Origin of the sequence: Halopiger xanaduensis SH-6, from assembly GCF_000217715.1 — an archaeon.
GTDB lineage: Archaea > Halobacteriota > Halobacteria > Halobacteriales > Natrialbaceae > Halopiger > Halopiger xanaduensis.
Genome location: NC_015667.1, coordinates 138,950 through 158,343, shown reverse-complemented (window position 1 = coordinate 158,343; position 19,394 = coordinate 138,950). Strand labels below are relative to the sequence as shown.

The 19,394-nt window shown below is 63.0% G+C and carries 22 protein-coding genes; 10 read left to right on the top strand and 12 right to left on the bottom strand.

The window, feature by feature from the left end; all coding sequences use genetic code 11:
- Nucleotides 1–28: 28 nt before the first annotated feature.
- Nucleotides 29–397, bottom strand: coding sequence for a thioredoxin family protein (locus HALXA_RS21435; RefSeq protein ID WP_013881956.1), 369 nt, complete (start codon nucleotides 395–397; stop codon nucleotides 29–31).
- A 473-nt stretch (nucleotides 398–870) separates the two neighbouring features.
- On the opposite strand from HALXA_RS21435, the gene HALXA_RS20265 reads away from it, so the two are divergent.
- Complete coding sequence (locus HALXA_RS20265) at nucleotides 871–1,794, top strand: sulfite exporter TauE/SafE family protein (RefSeq protein WP_013881955.1); 924 nt, start codon at nucleotides 871–873, stop codon at nucleotides 1,792–1,794.
- Between the two features lie 47 nt (nucleotides 1,795–1,841).
- Here HALXA_RS20265 and HALXA_RS20260 read toward each other — a convergent pair whose 3' ends face one another.
- From HALXA_RS20260 to HALXA_RS20230, 7 genes are all read right to left on the bottom strand, one after another.
- A complete protein-coding gene (locus HALXA_RS20260; protein ID WP_013881954.1) occupies nucleotides 1,842–2,528 on the bottom strand; it encodes an SCO family protein in 687 nt (228 codons plus the stop codon).
- Between the two features lie 144 nt (nucleotides 2,529–2,672).
- Nucleotides 2,673–2,936, bottom strand: a complete 264-nt coding sequence (locus tag HALXA_RS20255; protein ID WP_013881953.1) for a DUF7521 family protein — start codon at nucleotides 2,934–2,936, stop codon at nucleotides 2,673–2,675.
- Entirely contained in the window at nucleotides 2,936–3,295 is a 360-nt protein-coding gene (locus tag HALXA_RS20250) for an ArsR/SmtB family transcription factor (protein ID WP_049895717.1), read from the bottom strand. Before HALXA_RS20250 ends, HALXA_RS20255 begins: the two co-directional genes overlap by 1 nt.
- Nucleotides 3,296–3,391: 96 nt before the next feature.
- On the bottom strand, nucleotides 3,392–3,856 hold the full coding sequence (locus HALXA_RS20245) for a response regulator (protein WP_013881951.1): 465 nt from the start codon (nucleotides 3,854–3,856) through the stop codon (nucleotides 3,392–3,394).
- A gap of 91 nt (nucleotides 3,857–3,947) precedes the next feature.
- On the bottom strand, nucleotides 3,948–4,457 hold the full coding sequence (locus HALXA_RS20240) for a hypothetical protein (protein ID WP_013881950.1): 510 nt from the start codon (nucleotides 4,455–4,457) through the stop codon (nucleotides 3,948–3,950).
- Nucleotides 4,454–5,002 (bottom strand): hypothetical protein, encoded by a 549-nt coding sequence (locus tag HALXA_RS20235; RefSeq protein WP_013881949.1) that lies wholly within the window; start codon nucleotides 5,000–5,002, stop codon nucleotides 4,454–4,456. The genes HALXA_RS20240 and HALXA_RS20235 overlap by 4 nt, the downstream gene beginning before the upstream one ends.
- Nucleotides 5,003–5,285: 283 nt before the next feature.
- Nucleotides 5,286–7,100, bottom strand: coding sequence for a multicopper oxidase domain-containing protein (locus HALXA_RS20230; protein ID WP_013881948.1), 1,815 nt, complete (start codon nucleotides 7,098–7,100; stop codon nucleotides 5,286–5,288).
- A gap of 387 nt (nucleotides 7,101–7,487) precedes the next feature.
- Here HALXA_RS20230 and HALXA_RS20225 point away from each other — a divergent pair, with 387 nt between their 5' ends.
- The 3 genes from HALXA_RS20225 (at nucleotide 7,488) to HALXA_RS20215 (ending at nucleotide 10,828) form a co-directional block, all read left to right on the top strand.
- Complete coding sequence (locus HALXA_RS20225) at nucleotides 7,488–9,272, top strand: bifunctional metallophosphatase/5'-nucleotidase (protein WP_013881947.1); 1,785 nt, start codon at nucleotides 7,488–7,490, stop codon at nucleotides 9,270–9,272.
- A gap of 131 nt (nucleotides 9,273–9,403) precedes the next feature.
- Nucleotides 9,404–10,129 carry a DsbA family protein gene (locus HALXA_RS20220; RefSeq protein ID WP_013881946.1) on the top strand — a complete coding sequence of 242 codons (726 nt, stop codon included), beginning with the start codon at nucleotides 9,404–9,406 and terminating at the stop codon, nucleotides 10,127–10,129.
- Between the two features lie 156 nt (nucleotides 10,130–10,285).
- Nucleotides 10,286–10,828, top strand: a complete 543-nt coding sequence (locus HALXA_RS20215) for a DUF2243 domain-containing protein (protein WP_013881945.1) — start codon at nucleotides 10,286–10,288, stop codon at nucleotides 10,826–10,828.
- A gap of 42 nt (nucleotides 10,829–10,870) precedes the next feature.
- Here HALXA_RS20215 and HALXA_RS20210 read toward each other — a convergent pair whose 3' ends face one another.
- From HALXA_RS20210 to HALXA_RS20200, 3 genes are all read right to left on the bottom strand, one after another.
- Nucleotides 10,871–12,499, bottom strand: coding sequence for a multicopper oxidase family protein (locus tag HALXA_RS20210; protein ID WP_013881944.1), 1,629 nt, complete (start codon nucleotides 12,497–12,499; stop codon nucleotides 10,871–10,873).
- A gap of 133 nt (nucleotides 12,500–12,632) precedes the next feature.
- Complete coding sequence (locus HALXA_RS20205; RefSeq protein ID WP_013881943.1) at nucleotides 12,633–13,193, bottom strand: class I SAM-dependent methyltransferase; 561 nt, start codon at nucleotides 13,191–13,193, stop codon at nucleotides 12,633–12,635.
- Nucleotides 13,194–13,195: 2 nt separating this feature from the next.
- Nucleotides 13,196–13,633, bottom strand: coding sequence for a DUF302 domain-containing protein (locus tag HALXA_RS20200; protein ID WP_013881942.1), 438 nt, complete (start codon nucleotides 13,631–13,633; stop codon nucleotides 13,196–13,198).
- Between the two features lie 117 nt (nucleotides 13,634–13,750).
- Between HALXA_RS20200 and HALXA_RS21430 the strand changes: the two genes are divergently transcribed.
- The 6 genes from HALXA_RS21430 to HALXA_RS20175 all read left to right on the top strand — a co-directional run bounded on the left by HALXA_RS21430 (nucleotide 13,751) and on the right by HALXA_RS20175 (nucleotide 18,928).
- Nucleotides 13,751–13,963 (top strand): hypothetical protein, encoded by a 213-nt coding sequence (locus HALXA_RS21430; RefSeq protein ID WP_013881941.1) that lies wholly within the window; start codon nucleotides 13,751–13,753, stop codon nucleotides 13,961–13,963.
- A 188-nt stretch (nucleotides 13,964–14,151) separates the two neighbouring features.
- Nucleotides 14,152–15,498 (top strand): FAD-dependent oxidoreductase, encoded by a 1,347-nt coding sequence (locus HALXA_RS20195; RefSeq protein WP_013881940.1) that lies wholly within the window; start codon nucleotides 14,152–14,154, stop codon nucleotides 15,496–15,498.
- A gap of 16 nt (nucleotides 15,499–15,514) precedes the next feature.
- Nucleotides 15,515–16,819 (top strand): M20 family metallopeptidase, encoded by a 1,305-nt coding sequence (locus tag HALXA_RS20190; protein ID WP_049895714.1) that lies wholly within the window; start codon nucleotides 15,515–15,517, stop codon nucleotides 16,817–16,819.
- Nucleotides 16,820–16,844: 25 nt separating this feature from the next.
- Entirely contained in the window at nucleotides 16,845–17,057 is a 213-nt protein-coding gene (locus HALXA_RS20185; RefSeq protein ID WP_013881938.1) for a YgaP family membrane protein, read from the top strand.
- Nucleotides 17,058–17,064: 7 nt separating this feature from the next.
- Nucleotides 17,065–17,694: a class I SAM-dependent methyltransferase gene (locus HALXA_RS20180; RefSeq protein ID WP_013881937.1), complete on the top strand. Its 630-nt coding sequence runs from the start codon at nucleotides 17,065–17,067 to the stop codon at nucleotides 17,692–17,694.
- Between the two features lie 100 nt (nucleotides 17,695–17,794).
- Nucleotides 17,795–18,928 carry an aminotransferase class V-fold PLP-dependent enzyme gene (locus tag HALXA_RS20175; RefSeq protein ID WP_013881936.1) on the top strand — a complete coding sequence of 378 codons (1,134 nt, stop codon included), beginning with the start codon at nucleotides 17,795–17,797 and terminating at the stop codon, nucleotides 18,926–18,928.
- A 22-nt stretch (nucleotides 18,929–18,950) separates the two neighbouring features.
- Here the strand turns inward: HALXA_RS20175 and HALXA_RS20170 are convergent, their stop codons facing one another.
- On the bottom strand, nucleotides 18,951–19,277 hold the full coding sequence (locus HALXA_RS20170) for a DUF7344 domain-containing protein (protein ID WP_013881935.1): 327 nt from the start codon (nucleotides 19,275–19,277) through the stop codon (nucleotides 18,951–18,953).
- Nucleotides 19,278–19,394: the final 117 nt, after the last annotated feature.

Sequence of the window (19,394 nt, the reverse complement as noted above, 5' to 3'; positions counted from 1 at the left end):
TCAGTGGATGTGGCTCTGGACGGGCGCGTTACTCGGCTGCGTGCGCCTCGAGCGCGTCCACGAGCGATTCGGCGGGCTGAAAACCATCATCGAAACGAGCGACTTCCTCGCCGTTTCGCAAGACGACGAGCGTCGGCACACTCTGAACGCCGAACTCGGCGGCAAGATCAGGAACGAGGCCGGCGTTCACCGTCGCCACGGCGCCTGGCGCGCTACGTGCGACAGTCCCGAGCACCGGCTCCATCGACGCACAGATGCCGCAACCGGACGTGACGAACTCGAGGAGGACGAGGTCGTGGTCCTCGAGTAGGCTCTCGTACTCGGCGGCGTCATTCAAGGCTATGGGTTTTCGCAGTAACTGGCCGTCGGTTGGCTCCGAAGCGGTCGGTTCGGTCATCGTCATCAATACGGTTCGAGCGCATATGAGTGTTTTGCGTAGAAACCACAATACTATCTAATCACGTCGAGCGACAATGACGGTGACGGAATACTGGCACTCTCACAGAGGTATACAACGGTTTTTGGGTTACAGCTCGCACTGACCGATGAAGGCCGTCAACTGTACCATGACTTCGACTAGTAATGCGGGTGACGAACCGTCGATAACCACGATCGAAGGGAAAAACGATACGAAAACAGCACTCACGGATCTCCGGATTATTCCGGACACTATTACTGCTATCTGTGACGCTCCGATATTGCGATCTATGCCATACTATCCGCAAGATACACCCTAAATCGTAATAATTCGTGTTTACCGCTGTCCCGAGACAGGAGGATTTTCGCCGACTTACATAAGGGAATACATCCGCCCCGTCAATGAAATTGAAACGGCGACGTCACGTCGTCTCTCTCCGCTTTCGAGCCAGTATGAGTTCCTCAGAACCCACAGTCGACGTCGAACAGTTCGTCACGAATCTCTTTGCGTTCCGCTACCGCGAGGTGACGATGGTCGTCGCGACGCTGGCCGTCCTCGTCGCCTCGATGGCGTTCTTCCCCGGGTTCGAGAACGTCGAGGACGGTATTCAGTCCGATCTCTCAGGCGGATTGCTCGCCGGGATCGTCCTGGTCGCGATCGTCGCCGGCGCTGTCAAAGGGATGACCGGTTTCGGCTACTCGCTCATCATGACACCGATCGTCGCGTCCGTGATCGATCCGACGGTCGCCGTCGTCGTCCTAGCGATTCCGCCGTGGATGCTCAACATGTTCCAGATCGCCGAAACCGGAACGGGACGGGCGTTCGTTCGCGAGGAGTGGGCGCTCCTGTTGCTCGCCGTCGTCGGAACGGTCATCGGTGTCGCGGCGCTGGCGACGTTCAGCGCCGGCCCTGTCGTCGCGTTCGTGATCGGCCTCATTCTCCTCGGCTACGTCGCCTTCCAAGTCGCACAGAACTTCGTCACGGTTGAGGAAGCACACCACCCGTTTGCTCTCGGCACCGCCGGATTCTTCCAAGGTTTCTTGCTTGCGTTCGCGAATCTTGGGCCACTGCTCCCGGCGTATTTCCACACCTTCGAACGGGACACTGAGCGATACATCGGCGGCCTGTCGATGGTACTCGGGACGATCTTCACGGTTCGGATCGTCCAGATGGCGCTGTTCACCGATCTCCTGACGACCTACCGACTCTGGCTCGGCTCGGTGATCGCCGTCGTCACCATCGTCGGTCTGCTGCTCGGGACGTACCTCCGGCGCCTCGAGTTCGACGAGCGGACGTTCAACCGGTTCGTCGTCGGACTCCTGTTCGTCATCTCGCTCAATATCTTCCGAAACACCGTTCCGGCGCTGTTCCTCTAGAACGCCGATCGATGCCGAATTCCCGTCTGCGTTGGTACCGGTTTCAGCTACGACGTCGCTACCGCCTCGAAGTCGTCGACCAACTTCGACGTTGCAATCGTTGCCCCGTCTGGATATGCGCGTTCGACAAGTCCGCGCTCGTTGACGAGAAAGATGTAGGCAAAGTGCGGGAACATGTACTCGAGGTCGTCGTACTTCTCGGCGTCTCGCTTCTCGATCGGGAGTCCGTACTGGTCGGCGACGATCGATTTTGCGTCTTCATAGCGTTCGGGCCGCAGGAAGTGCCAGTTTCCTGCCTCGAGGTCGACTCCCTGCTGATCGGCGTACGTTCGCAACACGTCCGCGGTATCGCGTTCGGGGTCAAACGTCATCGCGAGGAACGCAGCACTGTCACTGTATCCTTCCTCGGCCGCGACTTCCTGCGCACGTCGTAGCCGGAGTATCAGCGCAGGACAGACGCCGTCGGGACAGGACGTGTAGAAGAACGTCACCAGCATCGCTCGCTCACCCTCGTACTGATCGGTCGAAACGGTCTCACCGGTCAGGGGAGCCGGGACGCTCGCGGTTGGAAATTCGTCACCGTAGCTTGGATGCGTTGCCTCGCTCAAGTCGCGTTCCGGCGGCTCAAGGATCATGTCGCCGTCGTCGCCCGCGATGGAGAGAGTGTCCAAACAGCCCGCAGTGGCGGCAACGCTCGAGGCAGCAATCGACCGGAGATACAACCGTCGGTTCATAGATCAGTCTTTTGGCGCCACGTCTAAATCCGAAGCGGCGATTCCGTGAGTCGGAAAATCGTATCCGACGTCGATACAGCCGGATGGATACCCGTCTTTGGAGTGCGCTACGTCGGTGAATAGGCCGTTCGGACGTCGCTTCGATCACTTCGTCAGCGACAGGAGCACGAGCAGCATCCCGCTCGAGACGATGACCGCCTGCACGAGGGCGGCGGACGCGATCGTTGTCCCGAACACGTGGTAGATGAGTCCCTCGCAGATCGCCCCTGCGCCGATGAAGACGAACCCGCCAGAGACGTACAGCATCGGCGTCTGCCCGCTCCGACGGTAGCCGTGGTACGCCAGGTACGCGACCACGAGGCTGAGGACGAGTGTGATCAGCTTGGCGAGCAGGAACGATGTCTCCATCAGTCCTCACCTCGGAGATCGCTCCAGAGAGACGTAAAGTTATCCGCAAGTTCGTCGCGCGTCTCCAGCGTCAGCGAGAGCTGCCCGTCGGAAATCTCGACGTGAAGTTCCTCGAGCGACGTTTCGAACTTGCTTCGGTGGGAGCCGTCAGCGTCGACAGTGTGGTGCTCCTCAACGAGTCCGCAGTCTTGCAGCCTCGATACCCGACGATAGATCGTCGTGAGTGACGCGTCGCACTCCTCGCTGAGCGTTTTCGCGGTCTTGGGCCCGTTATCTGCGGCAAGAAGTATCTTTCTGGCGTACTCGTCCGCGAGGATCTGGAAGATTTCCGCCGAATCCGAAGCGCCTCCGTGTTGCACACGATACATCCCGTCGTTCACCGGCAAATAGGCCACGATTTGCTGACTCAGCAAATCACCGCGACCGTCTTGTATTCGGATCTTGGATCATCGCGCCTACCGCGACTCTTCGTTCACTTCGGTTCTCGGCGGCAACCATAGGGTGTCGAACCAGAACGCCTCGATCGCTCGAACGATGGTCACGAACGCATCTCGATCGGTCGGCTTTCCAACGAACGCGTTCGCGTTGTACGAGTACGCTTGTTCGATTACGTCGTCGTCGGTTCGCTGAGTAAAGACGAGTACGGGGATTCCGGTACACGCAGTCTCAGTATCGAATCGAGCGAGGAACGTTCGCCAATCCATCTCCGGGAGGTCGATGTCGAAGACGACGAGATTCGGTCGAACGCAGTCAGGATCTTCTCCGCATTGTCGCAGCAAATTGATCGCTTCGCCTCCGCTAGACACTGTCGTGATGTCGTTCGCGATCGTCTGATCCTCGAGCGCCTCGAGAAAAAGCTGCGCGTCATCAGGATTCGAATCGATAAGCAGCGGGTGCGGACGTGGTTGGTTCGATATCATTCTGCGGTATACACGGTATACGGACTTTGTGGAATGATGGGTTCGGTGGGCAATAGCGTTATCGCCTCGATCGGTATCCAAGTAACACACATTACGAGAGACAGGTCGGACACGACCGGCTGTGGCGGACGTAGATCAGTCCCGCTAGCAACGTTACCGAGAGAGCGCCGAGGAGCGGCCGCAACGGATCGAAGTACGTCATGAGTGCGGACGAACTGAACAGCGCGAGCAGGACGACGTTACAGATTGGACAGCCGACGGCCAAGAATCCGCCGACGAGACCCCCGAATGCCAACCGGTCCTCTCCGATCACGCTGTTATTCTCGCTCCCGTCGACATCCTCGGCGGTTGGGGAATCGGCGTCGGCAGTAGTGATCTCGGTCGCCGACCGCTGTGCGACGTAGATGCCTGCCAGCAGCGCCGTCAGCGTCAGGAACAAGTAATCAATTGGCGTCCGCGGGACCATCCGAACGTACAGCGGGTTCGGAATCAAGCCGGTAACGAGCCCGAACAGCAGGAACACGCCTATTCCAGCAACCACCCCGTACGCCATCGCCCGTCGATCGGCCAGGATCGGCCGGACGAATTCGGTCCCCTTCATTTCGTGCCCTCCGCTGCGATCGCACATCGTTCGGGATGGCCCGTCCGTCCGAGGAAGAACACCAACAGCACGAGGCCGCCGATGCGAAGCAAAGCGCCGTCGTACGGCAGCGCTGCGAGGCCGCCGGCGAACCCGAGGAAGCCGAGGAGACCGGCGCCACAACTCGCACAGCCCGACGCGAGGAGCCCGGGAACGACCCCGGAGAGGTCAGTGAGACTCGAGAGGCCGATGAACCGGAGCTGAGCGGCGGCGTTGACGACCGCGACACCGGAGAGCAGAGCGTAGAGGACAATGATTCCGAGTCCGGTCCAGCCGTCGGTGCGGTACACCGTCTCCGTGAGCGAGACGACGACGTACTCGAACCAGTGGAGACCGTCGCCAAGCATCTGGAGCGAGAATCCCGGCATCGTACTCACGATCAGGAGGACGTATATGGCGACCGTCACGAGCACCAGTCCGATCGTCCCTCGCCACGTCTCGAACGGGTACGAGGCCGCTTCAAAGAGGTTCATCAGATACCCCTTGAACGAATCGCGCGTGAACATTCGGTCGAATTGATGCGGGGACGACTCAAATCACCGGCTCCGATTTGCTAGCTCAGCAAAACGCGATCGGCATATCTACGCGATAATGACGAAGACAGCACGGTCACTTCCGGTCGATGAGATCCGAACGTGACACAGACGATAGTCAGTCTCGACGGCGACTAGATGCTCGAGGCCTGACCCGTAGCCATCGCGGACGGACAAACACGAATACCACCTCGAGCGAATCGCCGACGCGTCGCGTCGTCGCTGGAGTAGTTTATTTCTGGACCAATACTCGTCGTCAGTCCTCAGTATCGTCGTCACCGTTCGAGACTACCCGGAACGGGCGCATCATGTCATAATCTTCGTGCTCGATCATGTGGCAATGCCACATGTACTCGCCCGTCTGGTCGTTGAACAGCCCCTCGTACTCTCCGAAGTGGACGAGGACGTGAACTACTTCCCCGGGGTCGACGGTGACCACGTCGTTCCAGCCCAGTTCGTACGGCTGGGGCGACTCGAGCGAATCTGGATTGACGCCGTCCGTCTCCGAATCGTAGTCGCTCAGCGGCTCCCGGCCCAGTACATGGAAGTGGACGAGGTGAAGGTGCATCGGATGAGACATGGCGGTGTTGTTGGCGAGGCTCCAGATTTCGGTCGTCCCGAGCTCCGGTTCCTCGGTGACGGGGTCGTCGAGCGCGTACCCCAACGGCTGATCCCGGTTCCCGAGGAGGTGTTTCATCCGTCCGTACTCGTCGCTTCCCGGGGCCAGCGTGAGGTGTCGGTGTCGATCGACCGACTCGATCGGCAGATCGGGGACATCGGTCAACGCGTCGGGTAGCGTCTCGGACTCCTCGCCAGTCTTCGAGTCCGCGACGTCGACGAGCATGATTTCCGGAAGCGGCTTCGTCTCGTCGCTGTCCTCGAGAGAGCCGCGGTACAGCGACGGCGCGTCGTTGTGGAGAAGCACCGTCTCCCCTGCGTAGTCTGAGAAGTTGACGACGACGTCGGCACGCTGTCCTGGACCGATCTCGAGGCGGTCGTCGAGTTCGACCGGTTCCGAGAGGAGACCGCCGTCGTTCCCGATCTGGACGAACGATGGGCCGTCGCTGCCAGTCTCGGCTGACGACTCGTCGTACTCGAGTAACTTAAGGTTGTAGTAGCGGCTGTTGGACCCGTTGAGCAGCCGGAACCGATACGATCTCGGATCGACGGAGAGCCGGGGCCAGGCCTTTCCGTTGACGACCGGTACGTCCCCGTAGAACTCCGGAACAATGCTCGGTTCGGGATAGGAATCATCACCGCCTCGGTCCTCCGAAACGGCCGACGGATAGAACAACGACCCGTCCTCGTTGATGCTCCGGTCCTGCAGCACGAGCGGAACCTCATACTCGCCGTCGGGCAGCCCGAGGTTCCGCTCGCGGTCGTTCCGGAGGATATAGAACCCCGCAAGACCGGCGTAGACGTTCAATCGCGTGATACCGACCGCATGGTCGTGATACCATAAAGTCGCCGGCGGCTGGTCGTTGACATAGTAGTAGTCCTTTTTTGCGAAGCTGGGACCTGTCTTCTCGAAGTCGCGAGTAAACCACGCCTGCGCGTGGCCGTCGCTCCCGGCTTCGACGTTCCCGCCGTGGAGGTGCGTGACGGTTCGCACGCCGTCGATGTCATACGGAATCATCTCCTTGTGAACCGTCGTGTCGACGGGGAGAAGATGTTCGTCCGGCAAGTCGTTCTGCCAGCGCACGTAGATCGGCTCGCCCTGTTCGGCTTCGATGGTCGGGCCAGGGAATTGCCCGCCGTATCCCCAGACGGTGGTCGGCGGGAGGTCGCTGTGGAGTTCCTGTTCGACCTCGCTCATCTCGATCTCGTAATAGGGCTGGCCGTCCTTCGTCCCGGTCGGCTCCGCGACGCCCGGACGCGGTACCTCGTCGACCCACTTTTCAAGGTCCGGCGACGAGTGGGCGGCGACGGTCGTCGCGCTCGCCGTCTCGGTATCGGACGGCACGTTATCCGTCGTACAGCCCGCGAGGGCCGAGACTCCCGAAACGCCGGCTGCCAGAAGGAGCTTTCGCCGCGAGACACTCAATCGGGCCAGTTCAGTACGCTCGTTCACAGGCGACCATATGAACGCCCGTCGAATAGGGGGTCAGCCGATTCCTACCGGATGGGAACCGAGACGAGACGTTTGCGACCAGACCCCTATCGTGCCGGCAAGATGGATCAATATCGTCGACCGGCCGTCGTGGATCGAATGCTCAGACGGCTCGCAAACCGACGGCGACCGACTAGCCGATCGCTACCAGCCGCCGTAGCATCTCTTTGACACTTGGAATTCGGCGGTTCACGTGTACTGTATTGTGCTTCGCCGACACAGCTATCGCGATTGGCGATGTCGAGCGGCTACTCGAGAATCGTACCCAAAAGCGATGATCGACGGCGGGGCGAATAATGCAGGGTAACGACTTGAGCGCCCGCTCGCGTACGACCCGGTAGAATCAGCATGGACCTCGATCCGGAGTACATCGGTGCGTGGAAGCGACTCGACGGATCGGTCAGAGCCGATCCAGACGGAGGGGCCGACCTCGTCTGTCTCCACGTCAGCGACCTGCACGGCCAGCTCGGTCCCAAGCACCACGTCTACTACGACAATCCCGAATCGCACCCCGACTTCGACTTCGGCGACGATGATCGGATCCTCCGGCGCGGCGGCGGAATCGCGCTGCTGGCAGCGAAACTCGAGGAGATTCGCTCGGCCGCCGACGAGACGCTCACGCTGATGAGCGGCGACACGTTCCACGGGAGCGCCGAGACGACGTACACGGAGGGCAGCGCCATGCTCGAGCCGGTGAACGCACACGTCGAGCCCGATGTGTACGTCCCCGGAAACTGGGACTTCGGAAACGAGAGCGCCGAGGACGGCAGCCTCCGGAAGCTGATGGACGAACTCCAGGCGCAGATACTGGCGAACAACCTCTACGAATCGGACGCCGATGAGTTGCTGTTCGATCCCTATACGATCGAGCGCGGTGGCCTTGACATCGGAATCGTCGGGATGACGAACGTCTACGTCGATCGGATGGCGCCGGCGTTCCACGAGGGGAAGTACCGATTCGGGAAACATCCTACGCTGCTCGAGGAAGCCGCTCGAAACGCGCGCGACGACGGCGCCGACGTCGTTCTCGCGGTCACCGAGATCGGCCTCCAGTGGGCAGTGCAAGCGGCGAAAGACCTCGAGGATATCGACGTCCTGTTCAGCGCACACACCCACGAGTACACCCACGATCCGATTCTGATCGACGAGACGGAGACGCTGGTCGTCGAGTCGGGGACCGGCGACGGACTGGGACGCGTAGACCTCCGCGTCGACGATGACGGCGTCGCGTTCCGCCACGTCCTCTACTGTCTCGCCGAGGACCACGAGTACACGCCCGATCCCGATCCGGCGGCCGAACGGACGGTCGAGCGCGTTCGGTCACCGTTCTTCGGCGACGACATCAGCTTCGAGCAAGGGGACGGCACCCTCGAGCGGTCGCTGGATACGGTCGTCGGTCGAACGGAAACGTCGCTCGACCGCCAGTCGTTCCTCGAGAGCGGGTGGAACGTCCTGTTCGCCGACGCACTGCGGGAGTACTTCGGGACCGAACTGGCGGTCACTCACGGCTTCCGCTACGGACCGGCGATTCCCGCGGGCGAAATCACGCTCGAGCACCTGTACCGAGCGTTCCCGATGACCGCACCGGTAGCCCGCGGCGAAGCGTACGGGCAGCAACTGCTGAATCACATGGAAGCCTTCCTCGAGGACAACTTTACGCCGTACGTCTACGAGCAGGAGGACGGCCGGGTTCGGAACTACTCGTCGAACGTGGAGGCGGTCGTCGATCCGACCGCGAAACGCGAGCGCCGGCTCGTCGATCTCGTCGTCGACGGGGAGTCGGTCGATCCCGAAGCGCGCTACTCGATCGCGACGTTCACCCGACCCGGCGATCCCGAACGGGATCTCGGGAACTGCGGCTTCCCCTTCCGGGACGTCCGCGTCGAGGACGGCGTCGTTCCGGTCGACGTCATCGTCGACTACCTCGAGGATCACTCGCCGATCAAGTACGGAGAGACGGAACTCGTCCGGACGCCTGACGACGGCGGTCACGTCCAGAATACGCCCGCCGACGGCCCCTACCCGTACGTCCAACCCGGGGTCGATTATGCCGGCGGTGAGAAGTACTGCGAAACGCGACTGATCCCCACTAGCACTCGCTTCCCCGATGCTGGTCGAAATCCGTTTCGATAGCAACACCGTGTTCTCGGCGACTGTGTAGCACGGACGTCGCTACCGCCTCACGGATCGATACCGATTTGCTGACCCAGCAAATCGCCGGTTCCGTTACGGACGCGGGCCGGAAACGATCCCAGCAACAACCGATGTCGCTCGATCAACCATCCCGCCGTGCCTTCCTCGCCGGCTCAGTCGTAACCGTCGGCGCCGGCGGCGCCTACTATCTCACGGGATCCGACGAGACTGCACACGACATTTCCCCCTCGCTCCATTCGAGCGATGAGACGTCCGCACTGGGTATCGATCTCGCCAGAAAGCCGATCGTCGGCTCGCCCGACGCGCCGCTCGAACTCTACTACTGGACTGACTTCCAATGTCCGTTCTGCGAGCAATTCGAACGAGAGACGTTTCCGGATCTCGTTCGGAAGTACGTCGAGACTGGCGACGTTCGCGTCGTGGTGATCACGATTCCGTACTTCGGCGCGGACTCGATGACAGCCGCGGTGGCGAGCAAGTGTGTCTGGGAGCAGGTCCGCGACGACGAGCCGTCCGCCTACTGGGACTGGCACGCGGCGGTCTTCGAGCAGCAGGGCGAGAAGAATTCGGGCTGGGCGTCCGCTGAGAACCTCCTCAAGTACACCCGCTCCGTTTCCGGCGTCGACGCGGACGCGCTCGAGCCATGTCTCGCTGATCGACGGTCGGAACTCGAGAGTGAGATAAACGCGGATGTGGACCGAGCACGTTCGATCGGCGTGACTGGGACGCCGACGTTCGTCGTCTTTGATCCGGAAACCGAAACTGCCGGCTCGCTCGTCGGCGCACAGCCGCTGGAACGGTTCGACGAGGCGATCGATCGGATCGAGGACGCGTAACTGCACGGGTGTCTCGAGGCTGCCCGAACTGCGAATGAGATGGCCTGCTGGACTGGCACGGAGCGACGATCCCGATCGTCGACAGCGACGGCCCCGTCGGACGGCGCTTGCAGCAGACAGCAGTGTACACTTTTTTCACAACCACGAACATCAGATATGGCCAGCAACGGTAGCGCGTGGTTCGGGTTACACGAGCGAGTGAAACCGCTCGTTCGGGCGGGTATCGTCCTCGGGATCGGACTGGGCGGGTTCTTCGACGGAATCGTCCTCCACCAGCTCCTTCAGTGGCACCACATGCTGTCGGCCCAGACAGATCCGACGGTCCTCGCGGACCTGCGCTTGAACGTGGTCGCCGACGGCCTCTTCCACGTCGGCACCTACCTCTTCACGATCGCGGGGATCGTCCTCCTACTTCGCGCGTGGCAACGGTCGGACGTTCCGCCGTCGGGACGAGCGCTCCTCGGGTCAACGATCATCGGCTGGGGCGTCTTCAACCTCCTCGAGGGGCTCGTGAACCACCAGCTCCTCGGGATCCACCACGTCTGGCCGGAGGGACCGGGGAGCGTCCTCCTCTGGGACGTCGTCTTCCTCCTCTCGGGCGCGGTCTTCATCGTCGGCGGGTACGCCGTGATCCGGCTCGACAGACGGTCAGTTGAGGGCGCTCGAAACGAGCGCGCGACGGACGACCGCCCGACGTGATCGTGGTCCGGATCACACTCTCGATCTCGCCGGCGGGCCCGCTCACTCGTATTCGAACACGCGAGCCATCCCCCGCTCGAGGTGGTAGACGTTGTGGCAGTGAAAGAGCCAGTCGCCGGGGTTGTCCGCGCGGAAGTCGAACGTCACCTGATCGCCGTGCGGTTCGACGAGGACGGTATCCTTGACCGCGTCGCCGACCTGAAAGAAGTGGCCGTGGAGGTGCATCGGGTGGATCGCCGGACTGCGGTTTACCATCCGCACGCGGACGTGGTCGCCCTCGCTGATCTCGAGGGAATCAGTGTCTGGGTACGTCTCGCCGTCGATGGTCCATGCATCCGAGTCTGCACCGCTCATCATCCCGCCTGAGAGGGTAAAATCGAACGTCCGATCCGGCTCCCCGTCTACGTCCAGCGGCTCGAGCGCCTGGAGGGCGCCGTACTCGAGTTCGTTGCCGTCGAACTGCGGCTGGTCGGCAGAGCCGGCGTCGGACGCGTCCGCGTAGCGCAGCCTCGCCTCCGCGGGGTCCTCCTCGCCGACGACGGGTTCCCCAACGACGGCCCATTTGCCGGGGGAGTCGGCCTCGAGGATCGCGTCGTAGCGCTCGCCCATGCTCATCACGAACGAGTCCACCTCGACGGGTTCGACCGGTCGGCCGTCGGCGTGCGTGATTGTCAGCGAGTGGCCGCCGACACCGACGCGATAGGTTGTGGCGCTGCTCGGGTTAATAAATCGCAGTCGGACACGCTCGCCTTCTCCGACCTCGAAGACAGGCGGATCCGAGGGGAGGCGACCGTTAACGAGCAGTCCCTCGTACGGCGGTCGCTGATTCATCATCTGACTGCCGGGCCCCGTACCGTCGCTATCTCCGCCTGGTCCACCACCGGGGCCCATCCCGTCACCTCCTCCCTGACCGTCGCCACCGCCGGGACCCATGCCGTCGCCGTTTCTACCCGGTCCGCCACCAGGTCCCATTCCGTTGCCGTCGCCGCCAGGTCCCATTCCGTTGCCGTCGCCACCGGGGCCACGACCGTCGCCTGAACCACCACCCTCACCGGCGGGACCCATCCCGTCACCGCCTTCCGGCGGAGCTTCGATCGAATCTAGCGCCGGCTCCTCCGGGAGATAATCGTCGAACTGTAGCGTGTACTCGCGATCGTACTCGACATGCGGAGACTCCTCCTCGACGATCAGGGGGCCATAGAGCCCCCTGTCCAGTTGCAATCCGACGTGACTGTGGTAGACGTACGTCCCCGCTGGCGACGCCTCGTACTCGTACTCGAACGTCTCGTCTGACAAAACGGGCTCTTGCGTGACGTCCGGAACGCCGTCCATCGGGTTCGGCACGGGGACGCCGTGCCAGTGGACCGTCGTCCCCTCGGGCAACCCGTTCTCGAGCGAGACGCGGAGCGTATCTCCCTCGCTCACCCGGATCTCCGGCCCAGGGAACTGCTCCGCGTACAGCCACGTCTCGAGGCTCTCGTCCGCGCCGACGTCGACTTCCCCGCTTGAGGCGACCAGCGTTTCTTCCTGTGTACCGCCGTCGTCCTCCTGAGCAGGACGCTCGACGGTCGCCGATCCGATTCCGCTCGATAGTCCCGTGATCCCGAACAGCGTCGCGCCGCCGACGCGCAGTGCCTGCCGTCGCGGGACGGTTCGATCGTTCTCGTCCATCACAGAATCGCCCACGACTGCCAGGAAAAAGGAGGGGCATGACAGCGCGTGCAGATCTCGACCCGTGTCCGAGAGACGTGATCTCGAGACCTGCCGGAGACCGCGACCGCGTTCGAACAGGCCGTACGCGAGCTCACTCGAGCGCCGCGATGAGCAGGAACGTCTCGGGGCGAACGGCCTCGTGCTCGATGGCGAATCCGGCATCGCGGAGGGCCTCTGTCGCTTCGTCGGCGCTATAGCGCTCGTCGACTGGCGGCCCATCCTCGCCGGAGCCGGTCGCCGCCCAGTCGACGATCACGAGTCGGCCGTCCGGAGCGAGGACCCGCCGGATCTCGGCAATCGCCTCGTCGCTCGCGAACTCGTGGTAGGTCATCGTCGAGAACGCGGCGTCGACGTCGCTGTCGTCGAACGGCAGGTCGTTCACGTCGCTGGTCACGAGGTCGACGTTCTCTGGGACGCCCTTCTTCCGGTAGTACTCGTGCATCTCCTCCTGAACGTCGACTGCATAGACTGCGCCGGCACGGGGCGCAACGTCGTCGGTGAAGAAGCCGGTCCCGCTACCGAGGTCGGCGACGGTGTCGTCCGGTGAGAGCGACAGTGCCCACAGCAGTTCCTCGGCCGATACGAACCGGTATCGCCGTCCCGCTTCCTCTAACTTGTCCGCTCGCTCGGCATCGAACGTGTGGTATCCCATGGTTACAGTTCCTCGAAGGCTTTATCGACAAGTTCGCCGGTCTCGGCGACAATCTCCGCCATCTCCTCGTCGTCAGGAGCCATTCCGACGAGTCGCGCGATCCGCATGATCGAGACGTGGTAGACGCGCTGTCGACCCGGCTCTTCCTCCCAGATGACGACGTTACACGGGAACAGCGCGCCGAGTTTCCCGTCGGTGACCTCGAGTGCACGGTCGGCCACCGCGGGGTTACACGCGCCGAGGACGTAGTAGGGGTCGCGGTCGGCATCGACCTTTTCGTTGAGCAGTTCCGAGGGCGAAAACTCGACCGGAACGCCGAAGCCGGCATCAGTGAACACCTCGCGGACGTGTTCGATCGCCTCCTCGTGGTCCATCTCGAGGACGGTCTGCGTTTGGCCAATATCGTCCGGGTCTATCTGTGTGGGATCAATAGGAAGCATCGTTCGTGTAGAGTATTGGGTCGAATACGAAAGTCGTTTCCGGATTTCGACGTCGCCGTTTCGCCGGTTCGGAAAATCGACCAAACGCATATTCGTCTTACTTGCGGAGATTTACCTATGGATTCGGACGCTGCTTCCCGACGGACGCTTCTCGGCGTCGCAGGGGTGGCGAGCCTCTGTTGTGTCGGATCCGGCGCCGCTGCCGTTACCGGTGGCACCACCGTCGGGCTGGTTGCTGGGCTCGTACAGGGGCTCGTCGTGTTCGTCGTACTTGGTGCCGGCGCGCTGCTGTTCCGACGACGGTCCGACTGCTCGTCCTGTGATACGTAACCACCTTCGTCGACCGAAACCGTAACTGCTTGCTTCATCACTCCGTACGGCTGCCGCATCGATTCTGGAAACAGTTCAAGTGATGGCCGCTAGCAACCAGCAATCCAAGGAAGCCTAACTGGACTATGATTTCATAGTATTGGACATTCCTAGAAATACTTTAGTCGTTGTCGTCCTAACGTCAACATATGAGCGACACGTTCGTCGTCGTCGGCGGTGACGCCGCGGGAATGAGCGCCGCGAGCAAGGCGAAACGAGAGGATCCGAGCTGCGACGTGATCGTCTTCGAGAAGGGCAAGTGGGTTTCCTACGCCGCTTGCGGGATGCCTTATTACGTCAAAGGTGAGGTCGACGAACTGGACGATCTCGTGGCCGTAACGCCCGAGGAGTTCCGGGAGGAACGCGACATCGACCTACGTACGGCCGCAGAAGTTGTCGACATCGACCGCGAGGCGAGGACGGTGACAGTCAAGACGAGCAAGGGAACCGAAGAACAGCCTTACGACGACCTGCTCATTGCGACCGGGGCGAGCGCGATCGAACCGCCCTTCGATGGGCTCGGCCACGAGGGCGTGTTCACCATCCACGACATGGACGAGGCCGACGCCATCGAGGACTACGTCACCGGGCGCGACCCCGAGACCGCCGCGATCGTCGGCGGAGGCTACGTCGGCATCGAGATGGCCGAGGCGCTGTCGACCCGCGGCGTCGACGTCCACCTCTACGAGATGCTGCCCCACGTCCTCCAGCCGTTCGGCGAAGCCGTCGCCGAAGTCGTCGAAGACCACCTCCGCGAACAAGGCGTCGACCTACACCTCGAGACCGCCGTGTCGGGATTCGGCGGCGACGATCGGGTCGGGACCGTCGAACTAGAGGACGAGACTGTCCCCGCGGACGTTGCGATCGTCGGCGTCGGTGTGGCGCCGAACACCGACCTCGCCGAGCGCGCAGGCATCGAACTCGGACCGACCGGCGCGATCGCGACCGACGAGTACGGGCGCACGAACGACAGGCACGTCTACGCGGCGGGTGACTGCGCCGAGGCAACCAACGTCGTGACCGGCGAACCGGATCACGTTCCGCTGGCGCTGACCGCCAACCGCGCGGGCCGGGCGATCGGACAGACCGTCACCGGCGATCCCACGCCGACCGGCGGCACCGCCGGCACTGCGATTGTGAAGGCGTTCGAGCTCGGGGCCGCCCGGACGGGGATCGTCGACGAGGATCAGGCACGCGAGGCTGGATTCGATCCCGTTTCCGTGACGATTTCGGCGTCGACGCGCGCTCACTACTACCCCGACGGCGCGGAACTCACCGTTACGCTGGTCGCCGACCGCGAGAGCGGCAGGCTGCTCGGCGGCACCGTCGTCGGTCGCGAGGGTGCAAAACGTATCGACACGGTCGCGACGGCGCTGACGAGCGGAATGACTGTCTCCGAACTGCAGAACACAGACTTGGCGTACGCGCCGCCCTTCAGCCCCGTCTGGGATCCGATCCTCACGGCCGCGAAGGTTCTCAACGGAAAACTCGAGTGACGAGCCGATGACGACGATGACAGACAACTCCGGCGAGCTTGAGGCCTACATCGCCGACCACCGCGCGGACCTGATCGACCTCACGCTCGAGTTGCTGGCGGTCGACACGACGAATCCGCCCGGCGATACGCGCGAGATCGTTTCACTGCTCGAGGAGTACCTGTCGGGGCTTCCGGTCGAGGTCGAGCGCTTCGCGGTCGATCCGGCGAAGCCGAACCTGCTCGTAACGCTGCCGGGCGCGAGCAATCGAACGCTACTGTACAACGGTCACCTCGATACGGTACCCTTCGACGCCGACACGTGGTCGTACGATCCGCTCGGCGAGCGCGTCGACGACCGAATCTACGGGCGCGGTGCGACCGATATGAAGGGTGCGATCGCCGCGATGCTGTTCGCGATCCGCGCGTTCGCCGAAACCGACACCGAACCGCCTGTCGACCTCGCGTTCGCGTTCGTCAGCGACGAGGAGGTCGGCGGCGAGGCAGGGCTTCCCGCGTTGCTCGAGGCCGACCGACTCGACGCCGACGCCTGCGTCATCGGCGAGCCGACCTGCGAGAGCGACCGCCACTCGGTGACGGTCGCCGATCGGGGCAGCATCTGGCTGACGCTCGAGGCGACAGGCGAGGCCGCACACGGCTCGCGGCCCGTGCTCGGCGAGAACGCCATCGACCGGCTCTACGACGCGGTCGGGATGCTGCGGGAACGATTCGGTACGCGGCGGCTCGAACTCGAACCGACACTCGAGCCGATCGTCGACGAATCGATCGCGTTCTACGAGCCGACGATGGGTGCCGAGACCGCCCGTGAACTGTTCGAGATGCCGCCGATCAACCTCGGCGTTCTCGAAGGTGGGGACGCGATCAATAGCGTGCCCCGGTCGGCCCAGGCGGAGATCGATATTCGATTGACCGCCGGCGTCCGGACACCCGACGTCCTCTCGGAGATCCGGGAGTGCGTCGCCGACTGCGATGGGATCACGGTCGCCGACGTCTCCTGGAGCGTCGGTACCGCCGAACCGATCGGCAGTCCGCTCGTCGAGGCCGTTGTCTCGAGCGCCCAAGCGACGACCGGCGAGCGTGTGTACCGCCGGAGCGCGACCGGCGGTGGCGACGCGAAGAGACTTCGTAACGCCGGCATCTCGACGGTGGAGTTCGCGCTCGGGACGGATACCGTCCACGCGGTCGATGAGTACACGACCGTCGATGCACTCATCGGGAACGCAACGGTGTACGTGCGTCTGCCCGAAGTATGGACGTCTGCAGTTGACGAGACGAACCTGTCCGATCCCCGTGCCTCAGCGTGGGATTCGGGAAACGCTTAACCCACGATAGTTCTTATTTGTGGGTATGGAGCACAATATTGGATGGAAAGATCAGATCGCCCGCACGGTCGGCGGTGCGGGACTGGCTGCCGTCGGTATTGCAGCGCTCAGCGGCGCGCTTGATGTCGGAACGACGCTCGGTGCCGTCGCGCTGTTGATCGGGGGCATCCTCCCGGGGACGGCGCTGACTCGAACCTGCCTCCTGTACCGAATTCTGGGAGTCGATACCGCCGCATAACCAAACCATGGATACGGAACGATTCCAGAACACGGGACAACCGGATTGGGACTGGTGGGGAAGACTGTGGCCGACGCCGGGGGCGACACTCCGCCGCTTGGGAGTCACCCCTGATCAGACGATCGCGGAGGTCGCCTGCGGGAACGGCTACTTCGCGCTCCCCGCGGCCCGGATCACGGATCCCAACCCGGTCTACGCACTCGACCTCGAGGAATCCCTACTCGAGGAGTGTATCCACCTTGCCGAACGACAAGAGATCGAGAACGTCGTCCCCATTCACGGCGACGCGCGACGGATGTCTCAGTTGCTTCCGGAGCGAGTCAACGTCGTTCTAGTCGCGAACACGTTCCACGGCGTCGATGACAAACGGGCGTTCGTCGAAGAGACAGCAGAATCACTCCGACCGGGCGGACGGTTCGTCGTCGTTAACTGGCACGATCGGCCGCGCGAGACGACCACCGTCGCGGGTGAGCCGCGGGGGCCGCCGACCGACCTGCGGTTGTCGCCCGACGACGCAGCGGCCGCCGTGCTAGAGTGCGAGACGTTTACCCTCGAAAAACAGATCGAACTTCCGCCCTATCACTACGGGATGCTATTCGAACGGACGGCAGGTGAGTCGACAACCGGGGGCCGGTGACTGGTATCCGTCGCCCGATACCGAAATGTGCGTTCGGCCGCCGGAACAGTATTTCATAGTGAACCCAAGATTATTACTATCTGATTCCGTAGGGAGAGGTATGCAACCGAGTACGTCGATGACGCCGACCGAACTCCGAGCGGACGTTCCCGCGCTACAGGAGGGTACCTATCTCAACTTCGGCGCTCACGGGCCGAGTCCGAAATACGTCGTCGATGCCGCCGACGAGTTCGTCCGCGAGCACGAGTACGAGTCGCCGATCAGGGACCACCCCTACGAGACGGCGTTTCGAGCCTTCGACCGCACTCGAGAGGTAGTCGCGTCGTTCGTCGGTGCCGATCCCGATGAAATCGCGCTCACTGAGAGCACGACGGCCGGGATCAACGCCGTCGCGAACGCGATCGACTGGCAGCCCGGCGACGTCGTCGTCAGGACGGACCTTGAGCATCCAGCCGGCACACTCCCGTGGCAGCGCCTCGAGCGGGAGGGCGTCGAGGTTCGCGTCGTCGAGACGGCGAACGGACGGATCGATCTCGAGCGGTTCGCCGAGGCCGTCGCGGACGCCAGGCTCGCCTGTTTCAGCGCGGTCACGTGGACTCACGGGACGCAGCTTCCGGTGGCGGACCTGGTCGAGATCGCCCACGAGCACGACGCGTTCGCACTCGTCGACGCCGTGCAGGTCCCCGGCCAGCTGCCGATGGACGTTCGAGAGTGGGGTGCCGATGCAGTCGCCGCCGCCGGACACAAGTGGCTCCTCGGGCTGTGGGGCGGCGGCTTCCTCTACGTCAACCGCGATGTCGCCGAAGGTCTCGAGCCACGGACGGTCGGCTACCGGAGCGTCGAGACGCCGACGGCGGAGCCGTTCGAGTACGCTGCCGGTGCACGCCGGTTCGAAGTCGGATCGGCGAATCCAGCGCCGCACGTCGCGCTCCGGGAAGCAATCGACGCGATCGGCGATGTCGGGATCGACCGGATCGAGAACCGCATCCGCCGACTGGCCGGACGGGTGGCTGACGGCGTTCCCGACAGACGACTCCTGAGTCCGTCGGAGCCGGAGTCGGGACTGGTGACCATCGATGTGGACGACCCAGCTGCGACAGTCAAACGCCTGTCCGCCGACGAGATCGTCCTTCGTGCGCTCCCGCGGCCGAGCGCTGTTCGCGCCTCCGTCCACGCAGTCAATACCGCCGGGGACGTCGATCGACTGCTCGAGGGGCTGGAGCGCGAGTGTTAGAACGAAAGCGGCCGAGCGGAACTCACTCGATTCGAACGTCGAGTCGGGTCGGACACGACCGGATACGGGTCGTTTCCGGCGAGTACTCGATCACGCCGAACGCATCGATCATCGGGAGGTGAACGTGGTGAAGCGAACACGCCACGCGGGCGACGGTCTCGTCGTCGACCGCGTCCGCGCCGCGTTCGCGGGCGGCGATTCCGGACGCGAGTTCGGTCAGTTCGATGGGCGGCTCCTGTCCTGAGAGGATGTCGATCGTCATTCTGCGTCGGTCGCTCCCGAGCAGCCGACACCAATCGCTCTCGGTCGGTTCGTTCGCGCCGGCGGATTCGCGTGTAGGGGAACTCATCTGGAAGCGTATCCGTTACTCAGAATTCGGTCGTCCGTAAGGACACAGTAAAATTACTTCGGCTCGACACGGTGAGGTGGTCGCCCGTGCTGCAGTACGGAGCCGTCCTATCGGCCT